11 protein-coding genes are annotated in these 16,475 nt (G+C 38.1%); 7 read left to right on the plus strand and 4 right to left on the minus strand.

The genetic code is table 11. The features are described from left to right. Window positions 1-558 precede the first annotated feature (558 nt). Window positions 559-1,551 (plus strand): Gfo/Idh/MocA family protein, encoded by a 993-nt coding sequence (locus LPB89_RS01770; protein WP_230699998.1) that lies wholly within the window; start codon window positions 559-561, stop codon window positions 1,549-1,551. A 382-nt stretch (window positions 1,552-1,933) separates the two neighbouring features. On the opposite strand, the gene LPB89_RS01775 is transcribed toward LPB89_RS01770, so the two are convergent. Together LPB89_RS01775 and dnaE are read right to left on the minus strand one after the other, a co-directional pair. After that, window positions 1,934-2,902 (minus strand): outer membrane beta-barrel protein, encoded by a 969-nt coding sequence (locus tag LPB89_RS01775; protein WP_154340237.1) that lies wholly within the window; start codon window positions 2,900-2,902, stop codon window positions 1,934-1,936. Between the two features lie 177 nt (window positions 2,903-3,079). Beyond that, the gene (gene dnaE, locus LPB89_RS01780; RefSeq protein ID WP_230699999.1) at window positions 3,080-7,618 is read right to left on the minus strand and encodes a DNA polymerase III subunit alpha; all 4,539 of its coding nucleotides are present in this window, start codon (window positions 7,616-7,618) and stop codon (window positions 3,080-3,082) included. Between the two features lie 332 nt (window positions 7,619-7,950). On the opposite strand from dnaE, the gene LPB89_RS01785 reads away from it, so the two are divergent. From LPB89_RS01785 to leuB, 6 genes are all read left to right on the plus strand, one after another. Continuing rightward, window positions 7,951-8,754, plus strand: coding sequence for an SDR family oxidoreductase (locus LPB89_RS01785; RefSeq protein ID WP_230700000.1), 804 nt, complete (start codon window positions 7,951-7,953; stop codon window positions 8,752-8,754). 69 nt (window positions 8,755-8,823) lie between these two features. Next, complete coding sequence (locus LPB89_RS01790) at window positions 8,824-9,744, plus strand: AraC family transcriptional regulator (protein WP_230700001.1); 921 nt, start codon at window positions 8,824-8,826, stop codon at window positions 9,742-9,744. 515 nt (window positions 9,745-10,259) lie between these two features. Further along, window positions 10,260-11,654: a 3-isopropylmalate dehydratase large subunit gene (gene leuC / locus LPB89_RS01795; protein ID WP_230700002.1), complete on the plus strand. Its 1,395-nt coding sequence runs from the start codon at window positions 10,260-10,262 to the stop codon at window positions 11,652-11,654. A gap of 163 nt (window positions 11,655-11,817) precedes the next feature. Continuing rightward, window positions 11,818-12,414 (plus strand): 3-isopropylmalate dehydratase small subunit, encoded by a 597-nt coding sequence (gene leuD / locus LPB89_RS01800; RefSeq protein WP_035686517.1) that lies wholly within the window; start codon window positions 11,818-11,820, stop codon window positions 12,412-12,414. A 122-nt stretch (window positions 12,415-12,536) separates the two neighbouring features. Then, a complete protein-coding gene (locus LPB89_RS01805; protein ID WP_230700003.1) occupies window positions 12,537-14,057 on the plus strand; it encodes an alpha-isopropylmalate synthase regulatory domain-containing protein in 1,521 nt (506 codons plus the stop codon). 98 nt (window positions 14,058-14,155) lie between these two features. Continuing rightward, entirely contained in the window at window positions 14,156-15,217 is a 1,062-nt protein-coding gene (gene leuB, locus LPB89_RS01810) for a 3-isopropylmalate dehydrogenase (protein WP_127340647.1), read from the plus strand. Between the two features lie 253 nt (window positions 15,218-15,470). Here leuB and LPB89_RS01815 read toward each other — a convergent pair whose 3' ends face one another. Together LPB89_RS01815 and LPB89_RS01820 are read right to left on the minus strand one after the other, a co-directional pair. Beyond that, the gene (locus LPB89_RS01815) at window positions 15,471-15,830 is read right to left on the minus strand and encodes an RNA-binding protein (RefSeq protein WP_026982652.1); all 360 of its coding nucleotides are present in this window, start codon (window positions 15,828-15,830) and stop codon (window positions 15,471-15,473) included. 130 nt (window positions 15,831-15,960) lie between these two features. Then, complete coding sequence (locus tag LPB89_RS01820) at window positions 15,961-16,452, minus strand: DUF6252 family protein (RefSeq protein ID WP_230700004.1); 492 nt, start codon at window positions 16,450-16,452, stop codon at window positions 15,961-15,963. Window positions 16,453-16,475: the final 23 nt, after the last annotated feature.

The raw sequence follows: 16,475 nt of genomic DNA on the forward strand, positions 1-16,475 counted from the left end.
CCAGCTTTGCGAACTTTGTGTTTTTACCAAACCAAGCTGATGCAAAAACTTTGCGTGCTTTGCGGTAAAATAAAATCTGTATACATCTGCTTAAATCTGCGTGAAAATAATTCGTGCAAATTCGTGCAATTCGTGGCAAAACTTTTTCAGACAATACTTAAATTTGAAATCTGTTGCTGCCATGATTCAGGAAAATGTAGACAATCAGGCGTTCACACTTTACAATATGGGGTTTAAGGCTTTGCCGAAAAGTAAATAAAGCTTAAGTTGTTTTTAGCCACGAATTACACCAATTTTCACGAATTTAAATTCCATGGGAATGTGTAAATCCTGGCTATTCTTTTTGAATTTTTATTATAATTTACTCCTGCAGATCTTGCAGATTTAGCAGATTCTGTTAGAAAAAAATCCGCTAAATCTGCAAGATCTGCGAGAAAAAATAATTCATGAATTAGCAACAGATTCTTTTTACTCCGCTACAAAATAAATAATTCGCGAAAATTCGTGCCATTAGTGGCAAACCTTTTTTAAATTTGAAATAACTAAAAAACCAGAAAAATGAAAATTGTAAAATGGGGAATAATAGGTTGTGGGAATGTAACCGAAGTTAAAAGCGGACCTGCTTTCCAAAAGGCTCCAAATTCAGCTTTAGTAGCTGTAATGCGTCGGGATGCTGCCCTTGCCGAAGATTACGCCAAACGCCATAATGTTCCGAAATGGTATTCGAATGCAATTGATTTAATTAACGATACGGAAGTCGACGCCGTATATATTGCAACACCGCCTTCTTCCCATAAAGAATATACTATTTTGTGTGCCAAAGCCGGAAAGCCGGTGTATGTAGAAAAACCGATGGCACTCACATTTGAAGAATGCAACGAAATGATAAGTGCGTGCAAAGAACATAATGTACCTTTATTTGTTGCCTATTACAGAAGAAGTCTGCCAAGATTTTTAAAAATAAAAGAACTCATAGATCAAAATAAATTAGGCAAGATCAGACACGTAAATTGTGTTTTATATCATCCGTTTGAAAAAAGATACGACGATGATATTAATTTACCCTGGACGGTTTTACCCCATATTTCCGGAGGTGGTATTTTTGTTGATTTGGCTTGCCACACGTTAGATTTTCTGGACTTTGTCTTTGGTCCGATCAAATCGGTTCGCGGACATGCGACTTCGCAACTTCTCGCTTATCCTGCCGAAGATTCGGTTTCGATGTCCTTTTTATTCGAAAACGGAATACATGGAACCGGTTTATGGAATTTTGCCAGTTTTGAGCGTTATGACAATACTGAAATTGTAGGTGATAAAGGAAAAATATCTTTCTCTACTTTCGGAAATGACCCGATTCATATTCAATATGCAAACGGGGAAAAAGAAACTATTACAATCGAAAACCCGCTTCATATTCAGCAGCCTTTTATCGAAACCGTTGTTGCCGAACTTTTGGGCAATGAAGGAATTTCTCCGTCAAAAGGAACCTCAGCAGCGAGAACAACCTGGGTTATCGATGAAGTATTGAAAGAATTTAGAAATTCGAAATAATCATTACAATTTTGAATTGCCTCCAGCTTTAGCCGGAGGTTGAAGAATCAAATATGAAAAGGCTTTAGCCAAAAGACCTGAGCTTTTGGCTAAAGCCTTTTTATCCTTCAAAATTTAGATCACACAATCCCGGAAACCCGACAGGTTTTAAAAACGTGTCGGATTTGGTGTAAACTAAAAGCTTTTATGAAAATGATTGCCATAGCCCCGATAGCAGTGCAAATCCTTTTGTGGGGGTTCGCCACAAAAGATTGAAACGAATAGCGGGATTAGCTCCTAAAAAGATTTAATTTTAGTAGAGAAATGAAATGACACAAAACCAAAAAAAGAGGATATCCATTTCGAATATCCTCTTTTCTAAAAACTATAAAACTTTATAAAATTAAAGGCTGTATTTAAGACCTAAAGTCAAACCTAAACCTGAAATTCCAACATAAGAACTTAATTCGTTCATTGGTTTAGTAGAATCATATCCAGCTGGATTATAATCTTTATTGTTAGAGCTTCCATCTAAATGATCTACATATTTAGTATGATTAGCAGAATATGATGCTGCTCTAAATGAAGTTGTAGTATTTAATTTATCTACTCCGTTTTCAGTGTATACTTCTGTTTCTTTCGTTTTTCCGTGTACAGTAAAGTTACGGTATTCTAATTCTGCGAAAGCAGAAATATGTTTTCCTAATTTATAAGAAGTACCTAAAGATGCCATGAATCCAAGAGTTGGATTTGGTTTCACTACATCTTTTGAATATGCATCTGTTAAAGCAACCTGATTAGCACCTACGAACGTTGTATATTGTCTATCCGTTTTAATATCTAATGTACCATGGATAGGAACAATGATTCCAACTTTAGTATATGGCTCAAAACCATGAGATTCACCTAAAAACATTACAATTGCAGGAGCTAAATCAAAAGCTTTAATTTCTCCTTCCGCAGTAAAGCTTACGTATGTAGCTGCCGGACTGTTAGCTGGATTATATGAAATAAGTCTATTCGTTGTTTGAGACATCGTTTTTTCGTTACTAACGTAATAGTTTGCAGCCATCTCAACCCCTAAACGTGCAGAAAATCTATAACCTGCAGTAATCCCACTTCTGAAACCCTGTCCGAAAGATCCTGTAACACTTTCTCTTGAAGCTAATTTATTATTTGCTAAAGTACCTACATAAACATCTCTGTTTGGCAATTGACCTCCAACAACCGGAAACTCAGTTGAAGCTGTTTGATTAAAGTATGACCCTCCCAATTTAAAATACCAGCTTTCTGGTTTGTCTGCTTTTTCTGTTTGCGCCATTGTGGCCATAGAGCAAACTAATAATCCTAATAAAAATAGGTTCTTTTTCATAATTCTGATTTAATTAATTTATACAAACTTAGATTATTTTAACACAATCTTACAGTTTGCTTCGTTAGACTTATAGCGAAATCGTTGTAATTTTGAGCAATATTACTAAAAAACTATTATGCATGCATATTTTTAACTAAAAAAAAATGCATCCTTTCAAATTTTAACTGTTAAAATTTAGTTCAGCTTAAAATTAACCTGCATTTTTTCTAATTCCTGCAGTAATTCGGTCGAAATTTTAATCTTTAATCTTCTGCTTGGCATCGTTAATTTAGTTACTACCTTAATTTCCTCAACCTCATTTACTTCCTGAATTTTAGTTTCTTCGAGCGGTGCATCTTCATTTTCATTTTCCTCTGCAAAAACAGCATCCTCTGTTTCTTCGAAATCAGTTGGTGTTTCTACTGCTACCAGTCGTTTTATCTTTTCTAATTCCATGATTTCAAAAGTAACCGTATTGTCCCCTTTGTTTTCATTAAATAAATGACTCAGTTTATGAATAAATTCGGTTTGCAGGTCTTTTATATTTAGCAATAAAACCAATTTTTTGGCAAAAGCTTCCAGAATATCCTGCAATTGCCTGATCTCAACAAACTGCATTCTCGGTTCTGATTTTTTACCGGTATCGTGATTGACCCAGCCGTCTTTTATTAATATTTTCAGGAAAGCAAAATTATTCTGAATGAGGAAATGGCGAAACTTTAAGTATTCTTCACCAAAAATCTTAAACTCGTAACTTTCATCATAGCCTTCTAAATTGAATACTGCCCAGCCTTTTCCGTTTTTAGCGACACGGTGCTGTACATTATTTATGATTCCGGCAAAATTCAGGTTTTTACCCACATATAACTCCATGCTTTTCAGGGCTTCGAGTCGGGCATTACAAAAGTATTTCATTTCAAACCTAAAATCATCCAGCGGATGTCCGGAGATATAAATTCCCACCACTTCTTTTTCTTTGGCCAGTTTTTCCATGGTACTCCAGTCTTCACAAGGAGGCACAACAGGTTCGGCAATCTGGACTTCACTTGCTTCTCCGAACAAACTTACCTGAGATGAGTTTTCATTTTCCTGAAACTTTGCCCCATAACGCATCGCTTTTTCATAAAAAGTTATTCCGTCACCATCGTCATGAAAATACTGGGCTCTTGTTGTTCCTTCAAACGAATCAAATCCTCCGGCCAAAGCCAGGTTCTCGATTGCTTTTTTATTGGCCGCACGTAAATCAATACGCTTCGCCAAGTCAAAAATAGATTTATATCTTCCGTCTTTTCTGTTCTCGACAATTGTTGCAACGGCTCCTGAACCTACTCCTTTGATGGCTCCCATCCCGAAACGGACAGCATAATTATCATTTACCGTAAATTTATAGTACGACTCATTCACATCAGGGCCTAACACCTCTAATCCCATACGTTTGCATTCTTCCATAAAAAAGGATACCTGCTTGATATCATTCATATTATTCGAAAGCACCGCCGCCATATATTCCGCAGGGTAGTGTGCTTTTAAATAAGCGGTCTGATAAGCGATCCAGGCATAACAAGTGGAGTGGGATTTGTTGAAGGCATAACTCGCAAAAGCTTCCCAGTCTTTCCAGATCTTCTCGAGAATTTTGGCATCATGCCCTTTTTTTGCCGCCTGCTCTACAAATTTAGGCTTCATTTTATCCAGAACGTCTTTTTGTTTCTTACCCATCGCCTTACGCAAAACGTCGGCTTCACCTTTGGTAAAATCAGCCAGCGATTGCGACAAAAGCATTACCTGCTCCTGGTAAACCGTAATTCCGTAGGTCTCTCCTAAATATTCCTCACAGGCATCTAAATCGTATTTGATTTCTTCTTCGCCATTTTTTCTTCGAACGAAAGAAGGGATATATTCCAAAGGTCCAGGTCGATACAAGGCGTTCATGGCAATTAAATCCCCGAAGACCGTTGGTTTCAGATCCTTCATGTATTTCTGCATTCCGGGTGACTCGTACTGGAAGATTCCAACCGTTTCTCCTCTTTGGAAAAGTGCGTACGTTTCCTGATCATCTATTGGGAAAACATCCGGATCCAAATCAATTCCGGTTCTGTATTTTACCAGTTTAACGGTATCTTTTATCAGGGTAAGGGTCTTCAGACCCAGGAAGTCCATTTTTAGCAATCCTGCACTTTCGGCCACCGAGTTATCAAACTGGGTTACATATAAATCAGAATCTTTAGCAGTGGTAACCGGAACGAAATTCGTAATATCCGATGGCGTAATAATTACCCCACAGGCGTGAATACCGGTATTTCGCATTGATCCCTCCAGGATTTTGGCCTGCTGGATGGTTTCTCCTGCCAAATCGTCTTCATTGGCAATCGCGATCAGTTCTTTTACATTGTCAAATTCATCCGAACGAAGTGCTTTTTTAACCTCGTCTTCGTTTTCAGAAATAAAACGCGCTAAATTCCATTTCGACGGCATCATGGCCGGAATCAGTTTTGCAATTCTGTCAGCTTCAAACAACGGCAAATCCAATACACGGGCCGTATCACGAATCGCCGACTTGGTGGCCATTTTACCATAGGTAATAATTTGCGCTACCTGATTTTTACCGTACTTATTGATTACATAATCCATAACACGTCCACGGCCCTCGTCATCAAAATCGATATCAATATCGGGCATGGATACACGATCCGGATTCAGGAAACGCTCAAAAAGCAAGTCGTACTTAATCGGGTCAATATTCGTAATTCCCAGGCAATAAGCAACGGCAGAACCCGCCGCAGATCCACGGCCCGGACCTACCGAAACGTCCATGTTCCGGGCTTCGGCGATAAAATCCTGAACAATCAGAAAGTACCCCGGATATCCGGAATTCGAAATCGTTAATAATTCGAAATCCAGACGTTCCTGAATTGATTCCGTAATTTCTCCATATCTCTTTTTGGCACCCACCATCGTCAGGTGTCGCAAATATTTATTTTCTCCTCTTACTCCGCCATCGGCTTCATCCTCAGCCACTATAAATTCTTCGGGAATATCAAATTTCGGAAGCAATACGTCCCTGTAAAGCGAGTAAATCTCGACCTTGTCTACAATTTCCTGAATATTGATAATGGCATCCGGCAAATCGGCAAAGAGTTTTTTCATCTCTTCCTGCGACTTGTAATAGTATTCCTGATTGGGTAATCCGTAGCGATACCCGCGGCCACGGCCAATTGGTGTCGCTTGTTTTTCTCCGTCTTTTACACACAATAAAATATCGTGTGCATTGGCATCTTCTTTATTTAAATAATAGGTATTGTTGGTGGCAATTAATTTGACATTGTGCTTTTGGGAAAACTCAATCAGGGTTTTGTTGACACGATTCTCATCTTCCTGGTTGTGGCGCATGACTTCCAGATAAAAGTCATCCCCAAATTGTTCTTTCCACCAAATCAGGGCTTCTTCGGCCTGGTTTTCACCTATGTTCAGAATTTTACTCTGGATTTCTCCGTATAAATTTCCGGACAATACCATGATATCTTCCTTGTATTGTTCGATAATTTTTCGATCGACCCTGGGAACATAATAAAACCCGTCGGTAAAGGCAATCGACGACATTTTGGCCAGATTGTGATAGCCTTTTTTATTTTTGGCCAGCAATACAACCTGATTACCGTTGTCTTTTTTGCTTTTATCCAGGTGGTTGTCGCAAACATTAAATTCACAGCCCACGATTGGTTTGATTTCGGTTTCTGTTGGCTCTTCACCAGCCTCAGCCAAAGCTTTGTTTTTAGCTGATGCTGCTTTGTTGTGATTCATAACGGCGCTCACAAAGTGGAAAGCCCCCATCATGTTTCCGGTATCGGTCATGGCAACGGCCGGCATTCCGTTTTTGGCTGTAGCCGCAACGATATTGCCAATTCCTATGGTGGATTGTAAAACCGAAAACTGGGTATGATTGTGTAAGTGCGCGTATTTTGCCGCTTTAAAATCTTCTCTGTCAGAATCTGAAACCGTTGTCTGTCTTGCATTTCCTTCTAAAGCTCTTAATTGCTCCCTGATTTTATCAGAGGCTGCTTTTAAGTTGATATGTTTCAGACCAATGAGCGGAAATTCCTGCGGATTTCTATTTTGAAATTCCCTGAAATAATCCTGCGGGACATCTAATTCTTCTTTGGTAAAAACCTCTCTTCTGATTAGTTCCAGAAAACAACGCGTAGTGGCCTCAACGTCGGCAGTTGCGTTGTGGGCTTCTGCAAACGGTTTATTAAAAAGATAACTGTGTAATTCTGTTAAGGTCGGTAATTTAAATTTACCTCCACGACCTCCCGGAAGCTGTAATAAAGACGCGGTTACTTCCGTACAGGTATCTAAAACCGGCATAGCACTCATCGGAGAATCCACTCCCATTCTATGAAATTCGGCCCCCATGATGTTAACGTCAAAACCTAAATTCTGACCGACGATAAATTTGGTTTTGCTTAAAGCGATGTTGAATTTCTCTAAAACTTCGGCCAGGGTGATTCCATCTGCTTCAGCCAACTCTGTGGAGATTCCGTGAATACGTTCTGCATCATACGGAATATTAAATCCGTCTGGTTTAACCAAGTAATCCTGATGTTCGATCAATTGTCCCATTTCGTCATGCAGCTGCCATGCGATCTGTATACAGCGGGGCCAGTTGTCAGAATCGGTTATCGGGGCATCCCAGCGTTTGGGTAATCCGGTGGTTTCGGTATCGAATATTAAATACATAAGTTTTGTAAAAAGACAATTTTATAAATTCCAAATTCCAATTATTACCCTTGTAAATCATTGATTATATGGACGATGAAAAACGACAGGTAAAATATGGAGGAAGTTCAAATTTACGCTTTTTTTTCGCTTAAGGAAATAAAGAATTAAACAAAAAGCATTAATCAGGATCATGATTAGAAACTGTTAAAAACCAATAAAAATGATAAAAATTCGATTATTTGATCCTCAAAAATTCGATTATCCATTTTGGATACTCATTGCACCAAAATGAACACTTTTAAACTGTAGCCTATCCTGAACTTTGCCTTATCAAATTAAAACAATTAGTTATGAAAACAATTTTTATCACGGGCGCTTCTTCCGGATTAGGAAAAGCTACAGCAAAATTATTCCACGCAAAAGGATGGAATGTAATCGCAACAATGAGAAATCCTGAGAAGGAAACAGAACTTTCTAATTTAAACAATGTAACCCTATTGCCTTTGGATGTTACGAATTATGGCCAGATACAAAGCACGGTTCAAAAAGCGCTGGCATTAAGCGATATTGATGTCGTTTTTAACAATGCCGGTTATGGTTTAATAGGTCCATTGGAGAGCTTCAATGACGACCAGATTACCAAACAGCTCAACACCAATTTGCTTGGAGTGATTCGCGTGACCAATGCTTTTATTCCGTATTTCAGAGAAAGAAAAAGCGGATTATTTATCTCAACTACTTCTATCGGCGGATTGATTTCTTTTCCTCTGGGCTCTGTATACCACGCCACCAAATGGGGACTGGAAGGATGGAGTGAAAGCATGGCGTATGAATTGAATCCGTTTGGCGTACATATTAAAACGGTTTCTCCGGGCGGGATCAAAACCGAATTCCTGCACGGCTCACTTGATTCAGCAACTAAACCCGAATACGAAGCAATGACACAAAGCTTGTTTGCAAGTGTTGACACGATGTTTGAAATGGCATCTACTGCAGAACAAATTGCCGACGTAGTTTACGAAGCTGCGACAGACGGAAAAATCCAATTGAGATATGTAGCCGGAGAAGATGCTAAAGCACTTTACAAACAAAGACAGGAACAAGGTGACGAGGTTTTTCGCGCTGCCTTTGGCAAACAATTTTTGGGAGCTTAAATTTAATACTACCGCACAGTGTATCAAATCCTGTGCGGTAGTATTCTTGATTTTTTATACATTTATATCATGGAAAAGAAAAACAATAATCCAACCAAAATTTCCTCAATATCACAATTTCATAGTTTGTTCAGGTTACCTAAACCGGTTCATCCACTCATAACTTTGGTGGATAACACCAAACTGGTCATAAATGCCGATCTGACCAATAATCATTTCCTGCTTGATTTCTATAAAATATCATATAAATATTCTACTACTGGAAAAATGGGTTACGGTCAGGGATATTATGATTTTAATGAAGGAGGATTAATGTTTACCTCACCCAACCAATTGATTTTTACCGATAATGAAGAAGGGGCTGAATATTTTGGCTATACGCTTTTTTTTCATCCGGACTTTATCCGAAATTATCCTTTAGGAAAAACGATTAAAAAATACGGCTTCTTCGCGTATGATACCAATGAAGCACTGCATCTTTCCGATAGCGAAAAAACAACCATTATCGGATTATTAACCAGCATTGATAAGGAGCTTCAAACCGCTATCGACGAAATGAGCCAGGATGTGATTGTCTCTTATCTTGACGTGTTGCTTAATTACAGCAATCGTTTTTACAAACGCCAGTTCATTACGCGAAAAACAATCAGCCACGATTTATTACTCAAAGTCGAAGAAACACTGGATAATTATCTCAATAACGCTGAAACACTAAAAAGAGGGCTGCCTACAGTAGATTTCCTCGCTTCACAAATTAACGTTTCGAGTCATTACCTGAGTGATATGCTTCGGAATCTAACCGGGCAAAATGCACAACAGCATATCCATTCCAAACTAATAGAAAAATCAAAGGATTTTCTCATTAGCACCAATCTTTCGGTAGCGGAAATAGCTTATGAACTGGGTTTTGAATACCCTCAGTCCTTCAGTAAACTTTTCAAAAAGAAAACCAGCCTGACCCCATTAGAGTTTAAAAATTCACTGAATTAGCCTTCAGGATTATCTGCACCCACAAATCATTTTTTTGCCTCAAAAATCATAATTTTCATAAAAAATATACTTCTTGGATGTCGTAGTATTTTGGTAAATTTCAGAATAATGAAAATCTTTAAAAATTGCTGTTTTAAGCCTTCAAATCCCTACAGGCAACAGATTTAAAAAACAAATCAAAACTGATAATTATTACTACTTTTATTCAATTTGTTACATTTTTTTAGCCAAAACACACTGTTTAGTAGCTATTTTAAGATAATTTTGCAAACTATCAAAACAAAAAACAATAAGAAATAATTTAAGCAGAAAAAGAAAAATAAATTCAATTTTCTATTCCTTTTTCGATAAAATCCAAGCGTATAAATGCCAATTGCAATTTGTATTCCGGTTTGGGTATCGTATATAATGAAATATTGAAATTGACGCCCTTGTATCTTTTTTTACTTTTGTTTTCCTATTATAATGAGCAGGAAATTGCTGTGGTTAGAAATTACAATTAAAAAAAATAAAAAATGAGTAAGACATTATTTGACAAAGTATGGGATTCACATGTAGTGCGTAAAATTGAAGATGGACCGGATGTGTTTTTTATTGACCGTCATTTCATTCATGAGGTTACAAGTCCCGTTGCTTTTTTAGGATTAAAAGCCAGAGACGTAAAGGTTTTATACCCGGAACGTACTTTTGCAACTGCCGATCACAATACACCAACCATAAACCAACATTTACCAGTGGAGGATGCTTTATCTGCCAATCAGCTTAAAGCTCTTGAAGATAATGCTGCCGAATACGGAATTTCGCACTGGGGATTAGGTCACATTAAAAATGGAATTGTGCACGTAGTGGGTCCTGAAAACGGAATTACTTTGCCGGGTGCCACTATTGTTTGTGGAGATTCCCACACGTCTACTCACGGTGCCTTCGGAGCGATTGCTTTTGGTATCGGAACTTCTGAGGTGGAGATGGTACTTTCTACGCAGTGTATCATGCAGCCAAAACCAAAGAAAATGCGTATCAACGTAAATGGCGAACTGAGCAAAGGTGTTGGTCCAAAAGACGTTGCACTTTATATTATTGCGCAACTGACCACTTCCGGAGGTACAGGATATTTTGTTGAATACGCCGGAGATGTTTTTGAAAATATGACTATGGAAGGTCGTATGACGGTTTGTAACCTAAGTATTGAAATGGGTGCCCGCGGCGGAATGATCGCTCCTGACCAGACTACTTTTGATTTCCTTGAAGGAAGATTATACGCTCCAAAAGGTGAAGCATGGACCAAAGCAGTTGAATACTGGAAAACTTTAAAAACGGATGATGATGCTGTTTTTGATGCGGAACTAAACATCAAAGCTTCAGACATTGAACCAATGATTACTTATGGTACGAACCCTGGAATGGGAATTGGTATCTCTAAACATATTCCGAACGCCAATCAGGTTGAAGGCGGTGAGGAAACATATAAAAAATCCTTAGCCTATATGGGCTTTGAAGAAGACGACGTGATGATTGGAAAACCAATTGATTACGTTTTCCTTGGAAGCTGCACAAATGGCCGTATTGAAGATTTCAGGGCTTTTACAGAAATTGTGAAAGGAAGAAAAAAAGCAGAAAACGTTACCGCCTGGTTAGTTCCGGGTTCCCACGTTGTGGAAGCTCAGATTAAAGAAGAAGGTTTATTGGACATCCTGACAGAAGCCGGTTTTGTATTACGTCAGCCTGGATGCTCCGCATGTCTGGCCATGAACGATGATAAGGTTCCAGCCGGAAAATATGCAGTAAGTACTTCAAACCGAAATTTTGAAGGCCGTCAGGGCCCCGGTTCAAGAACATTATTAGCCAGCCCGATTATGGCTGCTGCTGCTGCTGTTACCGGAAAACTAACAGACCCTAGAGAATTATTTTAGATTGGAGAGTTTAGATTTTAGATTTTCACTTTGTGTAGTCTTCTGTCTAAATATTTTCAAACAAAAAACTGATTTACATTATTTAATACAAAAAATTTTAGCCTTTAGAATTCATCCCGACGAGAGAAATCTAAAATCTAAAATCCAAAAATCTAAAATTAAAATGGCATACGATAAATTTAATATACTTACCAGTAGTGCTGTGCCACTACCAATTGAGAACGTAGATACAGATCAAATCATCCCGGCGCGTTTCCTGAAAGCTACAAAACGTGAAGGTTTTGGAGACAATCTTTTTAGAGACTGGAGATACAACGGCGATGATACCCCAAAAGCGGATTTCGTTTTAAACGACTCCACTTACAGCGGAAAAATTCTGGTGGGAGGAAAAAACTTTGGTTCAGGTTCTTCCAGAGAACATGCTGCGTGGGCCGTTTATGATTACGGTTTCAGAGCTGTGGTTTCAAGTTTCTTTGCCGATATCTTTAAAGGAAACTGTCTGAATATTGGCGTTTTACCGGTTCAGGTTAGCCCTGAGTTTGCCGATACCATTTTCAAAGCCATCGAAGCAGATCCGAAAACCGAGTTAGAAATCAACTTACCCAACCAGACGATTACTTTATTAGCGACAGGACAACAAGAGTCTTTCGCCATCAACGGATACAAAAAGAACAATATGATCAATGGTTTTGATGACATTGATTATCTGCAAAATATTAAAGAAGACATTGTGGCTTTCGCCGATAAACTTCCTTACTAAAAAAATCTTGTTCATTCTATTTAGACCCGACAGATTCCAAAAACCTGTCGGGTCTTTCTAAATTAAAGAGAGAAAAACATAAAACAACTATAATTTCATTTTTAGAAATATAGCATATCAATATGGAAAAAAGAAAAATTGAAATAATGGATACGACGCTTCGTGATGGTGAACAAACCTCCGGAGTATCTTTTTCTGCTGCAGAAAAACTGACCATTGCACAATTATTATTGGAAGAATTAAATATTGATAGAATCGAAATTGCTTCTGCAAGGGTGAGCGAAGGCGAATTTCAGGGCGTAAAAGGCATTATGTCCTGGGCTGAAGAAAAAGGATACGCCAACCGGATCGAAGTTCTTACCTTTGTAGACGGAGGATTATCTATTGAATGGATGAAAAAATCGGGTGCAAAAGTCCAGAATTTATTAACGAAAGGTTCTTTAAATCACCTCACCCATCAATTAAAAAAAACACCTGAACAGCATTTTTCCGAAATTGCACAAGCTATCACTTTAGCGAAAGAAAATAATATAGAAACTAATGTATATCTGGAAGACTGGAGCAACGGAATGCGTAATTCTCCTGAATACGTTTTTCAGTATTTGGATTTTTTAACGCAGCAGCCCGTAAAAAGGATTTTACTTCCGGATACCCTTGGCGTATTAATTCCGTCGCAGGCTTTTGAATTTATTTCAAAAATTACAGCGAGATATCCAAAAACCCATTTTGATTTTCACGCTCACAATGATTACGATTTAAGTGTGGCCAATGTTATGGAAGCTGTAAAAGCCGGGATTAACGGCTTGCACGTAACCGTAAACGGAATGGGAGAACGCGCCGGAAATGCCCCTTTGGAAAGCACCGTGGCCGTAATAAACGATTACATGCCGGAAGTAAGCATCAATATAAAAGAGACTTCCTTGTATTCGGTAAGCAAACTGGTGGAAACTTTTACAGGGTACAGGATTCCTGCCAACAAACCCATTGTAGGCGATAACGTTTTTACACAGACTGCCGGAATTCATGCCGACGGCGACAATAAAAACAACTTGTATTTTAACGATTTGCTTCCGGAACGTTTTGGAAGAAAAAGAAAATACGCTCTTGGGAAAACCTCAGGAAAAGCTAATATTGAAAAAAACCTTCAGGAGCTGGGTTTAAAACTCAACCAGGAAGACTTAAAATTAGTTACACAGAGAATCATTGAATTGGGAGACAAAAAAGAAACTGTCACCAAAGAAGATCTTCCCTATATCATTTCAGACGTTCTGGACAGTCATACCTATCAGGATAAAATCACGATCGAGTCCTATATATTAGTACACTCCAAAGGAATGCGACCGTCAACCACTTTGCTATTGAAAATTGATGGCGAAGTTATCGAAGAAAATGCGCAGGGGGACGGACAATTTGATGCTTTCATGAATGCATTGTCTAAAATTTATAAACAAAAGAAATTAACATTACCAAAACTGATCGATTACGCCGTGAGAATTCCGCCAGGCAGCAGCTCTGATGCCTTATGCGAAACGATTATCACCTGGGTAAACAACGGAAAAGAATTTAAAACCAGAGGATTAGACTCAGATCAGACCGTTGCGGCGATTATTGCAACACAAAAAATGCTGAATGTGATTCCGTAAAGCTACTAAGGTGCTAAGTTTCTAAGACACTAAGAAAACTTAGGAACTTAGCATCTCAGAAACTTAGAACCTAACAAATAACATAACAAACATAAAAAATGAAATTTAACATAGCCCTTTTAGCAGGAGACGGAATTGGTCCTGAGGTAATAAATGAAGCTGTAAAAGTATCTGATGCTATTGCAAAAAAATTCAATCATGAAATAACCTGGACACCAGCTCTTACAGGAGCTTGTGCCATTGATGCCGTTGGGGTTCCTTATCCTGATGAAACTCACGAAATTTGTATGAAAGCTGATGCTGTTTTGTTTGGCGCAATCGGTCACCCAAAATATGATAATGATCCTAGCGCACCAGTTCGTCCGGAGCAGGGATTATTGTTGATGCGCAAAAAATTAGGGTTATTTGCAAATGTGCGTCCAACTTTTACATTCCCTTCTTTAATTGACAATTCTCCTTTAAAAAGAGAGCGAATTGAAGGAACTGATTTGGTTTTCTTAAGAGAATTAACAGGCGGAATCTACTTTGGTGAAAAAGGAAGAAGAGACGACGGAGAAACTGCTTTCGATAACTGTGTGTATACCAGAGCCGAAGTGCAGCGTTTAGCCAAAAAAGGATTTGAATTAGCCATGACACGAAGCAAAAAACTATGTTGTGTAGACAAAGCAAACGTTTTGGAAACTTCACGTTTATGGAGAGAAACCGTTCAGGCAATGGAGAAAGATTATCCTGAAGTTACGGTTTCTTATGAATTTGTTGATGCTGTTGCCATGCGTTTGGTGCAATGGCCAAACTCTTATGACGTATTGATTACTGAAAACTTATTCGGAGATATTCTAACGGACGAAGCTTCTGTAATTTCAGGTTCTATGGGATTAATGCCTTCGGCTTCTGTTGGGGAACATACTTCCTTATACGAGCCAATTCACGGCTCTTATCCACAGGCAACCGGATTAAATATTGCAAATCCGTTAGCCACTATTTTATCTGCCGCCATGATGTTCGAAGATGCTTTTGGATTAAAAGCCGAAGCTGAAGCCATCAGAGCGGTTGTAAACAAATCGTTAGAACAAGGAGTTGTAACGGAAGATTTAGCACCGAAAGGATCAAAAACCTACAAAACCAGCGAAGTTGGAGACTGGCTTGTAGCGAACTTATAGTTTTTTTTTGTTTCAGGTTTCAAGTTTCAAGTTATTGTTGGAACGTGAAACCTGAGACTTATAGTTAATTTTATTTCATGTAGCGAGGCATAGAAATGCGTCTTCGCTTTAATCCCCTGCTGTGCATCTCTGTGAAAAAGTGACAAACAAAAGTTTCAGATTTTCCAACTTGAAACTTGAAACAAAAAAAACCTGAAACAAAAAAAAAGGGATCAACTTTCGTTGATCCCTTTTATATATTTAGAAAAAAATATTAATATCCTCCTCTGTTACCACCACGGTCATTTCCACCACGGCTGTTTCCTCCACCATAACCTCCGCGTGAATCTCCACCGCGACTGTTATTGTTGAAGCTTCTTCTTTCGCCTTCTGGTTTCGGTTCAGATTTATTAACCACAATTGCACGACCTTGAACAGTAGCTCCGTTCAATTCATCAATTGCTTTTTGAGCTTCTGCATCGTTTGGCATCTCTACGAAACCAAAACCTTTGCTTCTTCCTGTAAATTTATCAGTAATGATCTTAACTGAATCTACTGCTCCGTAAGCCTCGAAAGACTCTCTTAAATCTGCTTCCTCAATACTGAATGGAAGGCTTCCAACAAAAATGTTCATATGTACTTATTTATAATAATGTAGCAAATGTAATCTTATTTTTCTCTAATCTACTATATATTAGTTTATTTATGTTTTTATTTTAATTTTAAAACCCTTATTTTAGAAAAATTTAATAATTAAAATTGAATTAATTTTCGAAACTTGTGCCGGGAGTGACCGGAACCTTGTAAAACACGCCTTCGGTAAAACTTATATTCTTTTTTTCATTTTCGGCTGCATTTGAATTTACAGCCTTAAATTTAAATGTTCCTGAAATAGTTTTATTTTCGAGATTGTATTCTGTAATTGTTATCTCGCCTTCTCCAATATTTGGTCCGGTACTAAATAAAAAAACATCTGAGCCAATCTCATAATAATAAGAGGCTCTTGTAACATTATCAGATCCTAGGAAGTAGGTCCTTTCCTCTGAAGAAGGCAAATTAAGTTGTACCTGCTCAGAACCCATCGTTCCTTTAATTGTTACTTTATCATCCGGGGCAATTTGAGCTTCATAAATTTGCGCCCGCCAAAAAACATTGTCTTTTAAGCTTTGAAATGCCGGATTATTAAATTTCACATCTTCTGTACAAGAAGTGACAAGCAAAAAAATTAATGAAAGAAAACAGAAACATTTTTTCATGTAAAATAAATTTAGCGCAAAAG

The organism is Flavobacterium sp. ENC (assembly GCF_020991415.1).
In the GTDB taxonomy this organism is placed as follows: Bacteria; Bacteroidota; Bacteroidia; order Flavobacteriales; family Flavobacteriaceae; genus Flavobacterium.

Coding starts and splice junctions, on each gene's coding strand:
- LPB89_RS01770 (WP_230699998.1), top strand. CDS start 559: ATGAAAATTGTAAAATGGGGAATAATAGGTTGTGGGAATGTAACCGAA.
- LPB89_RS01775 (WP_154340237.1), bottom strand. CDS start 2,902: ATGAAAAAGAACCTATTTTTATTAGGATTATTAGTTTGCTCTATGGCC.
- dnaE (WP_230699999.1), bottom strand. CDS start 7,618: ATGTATTTAATATTCGATACCGAAACCACCGGATTACCCAAACGCTGG.
- LPB89_RS01785 (WP_230700000.1), top strand. CDS start 7,951: ATGAAAACAATTTTTATCACGGGCGCTTCTTCCGGATTAGGAAAAGCT.
- LPB89_RS01790 (WP_230700001.1), top strand. CDS start 8,824: ATGGAAAAGAAAAACAATAATCCAACCAAAATTTCCTCAATATCACAA.
- leuC (WP_230700002.1), top strand. CDS start 10,260: ATGAGTAAGACATTATTTGACAAAGTATGGGATTCACATGTAGTGCGT.
- leuD (WP_035686517.1), top strand. CDS start 11,818: ATGGCATACGATAAATTTAATATACTTACCAGTAGTGCTGTGCCACTA.
- LPB89_RS01805 (WP_230700003.1), top strand. CDS start 12,537: ATGGAAAAAAGAAAAATTGAAATAATGGATACGACGCTTCGTGATGGT.
- leuB (WP_127340647.1), top strand. CDS start 14,156: ATGAAATTTAACATAGCCCTTTTAGCAGGAGACGGAATTGGTCCTGAG.
- LPB89_RS01815 (WP_026982652.1), bottom strand. CDS start 15,830: ATGAACATTTTTGTTGGAAGCCTTCCATTCAGTATTGAGGAAGCAGAT.
- LPB89_RS01820 (WP_230700004.1), bottom strand. CDS start 16,452: ATGAAAAAATGTTTCTGTTTTCTTTCATTAATTTTTTTGCTTGTCACT.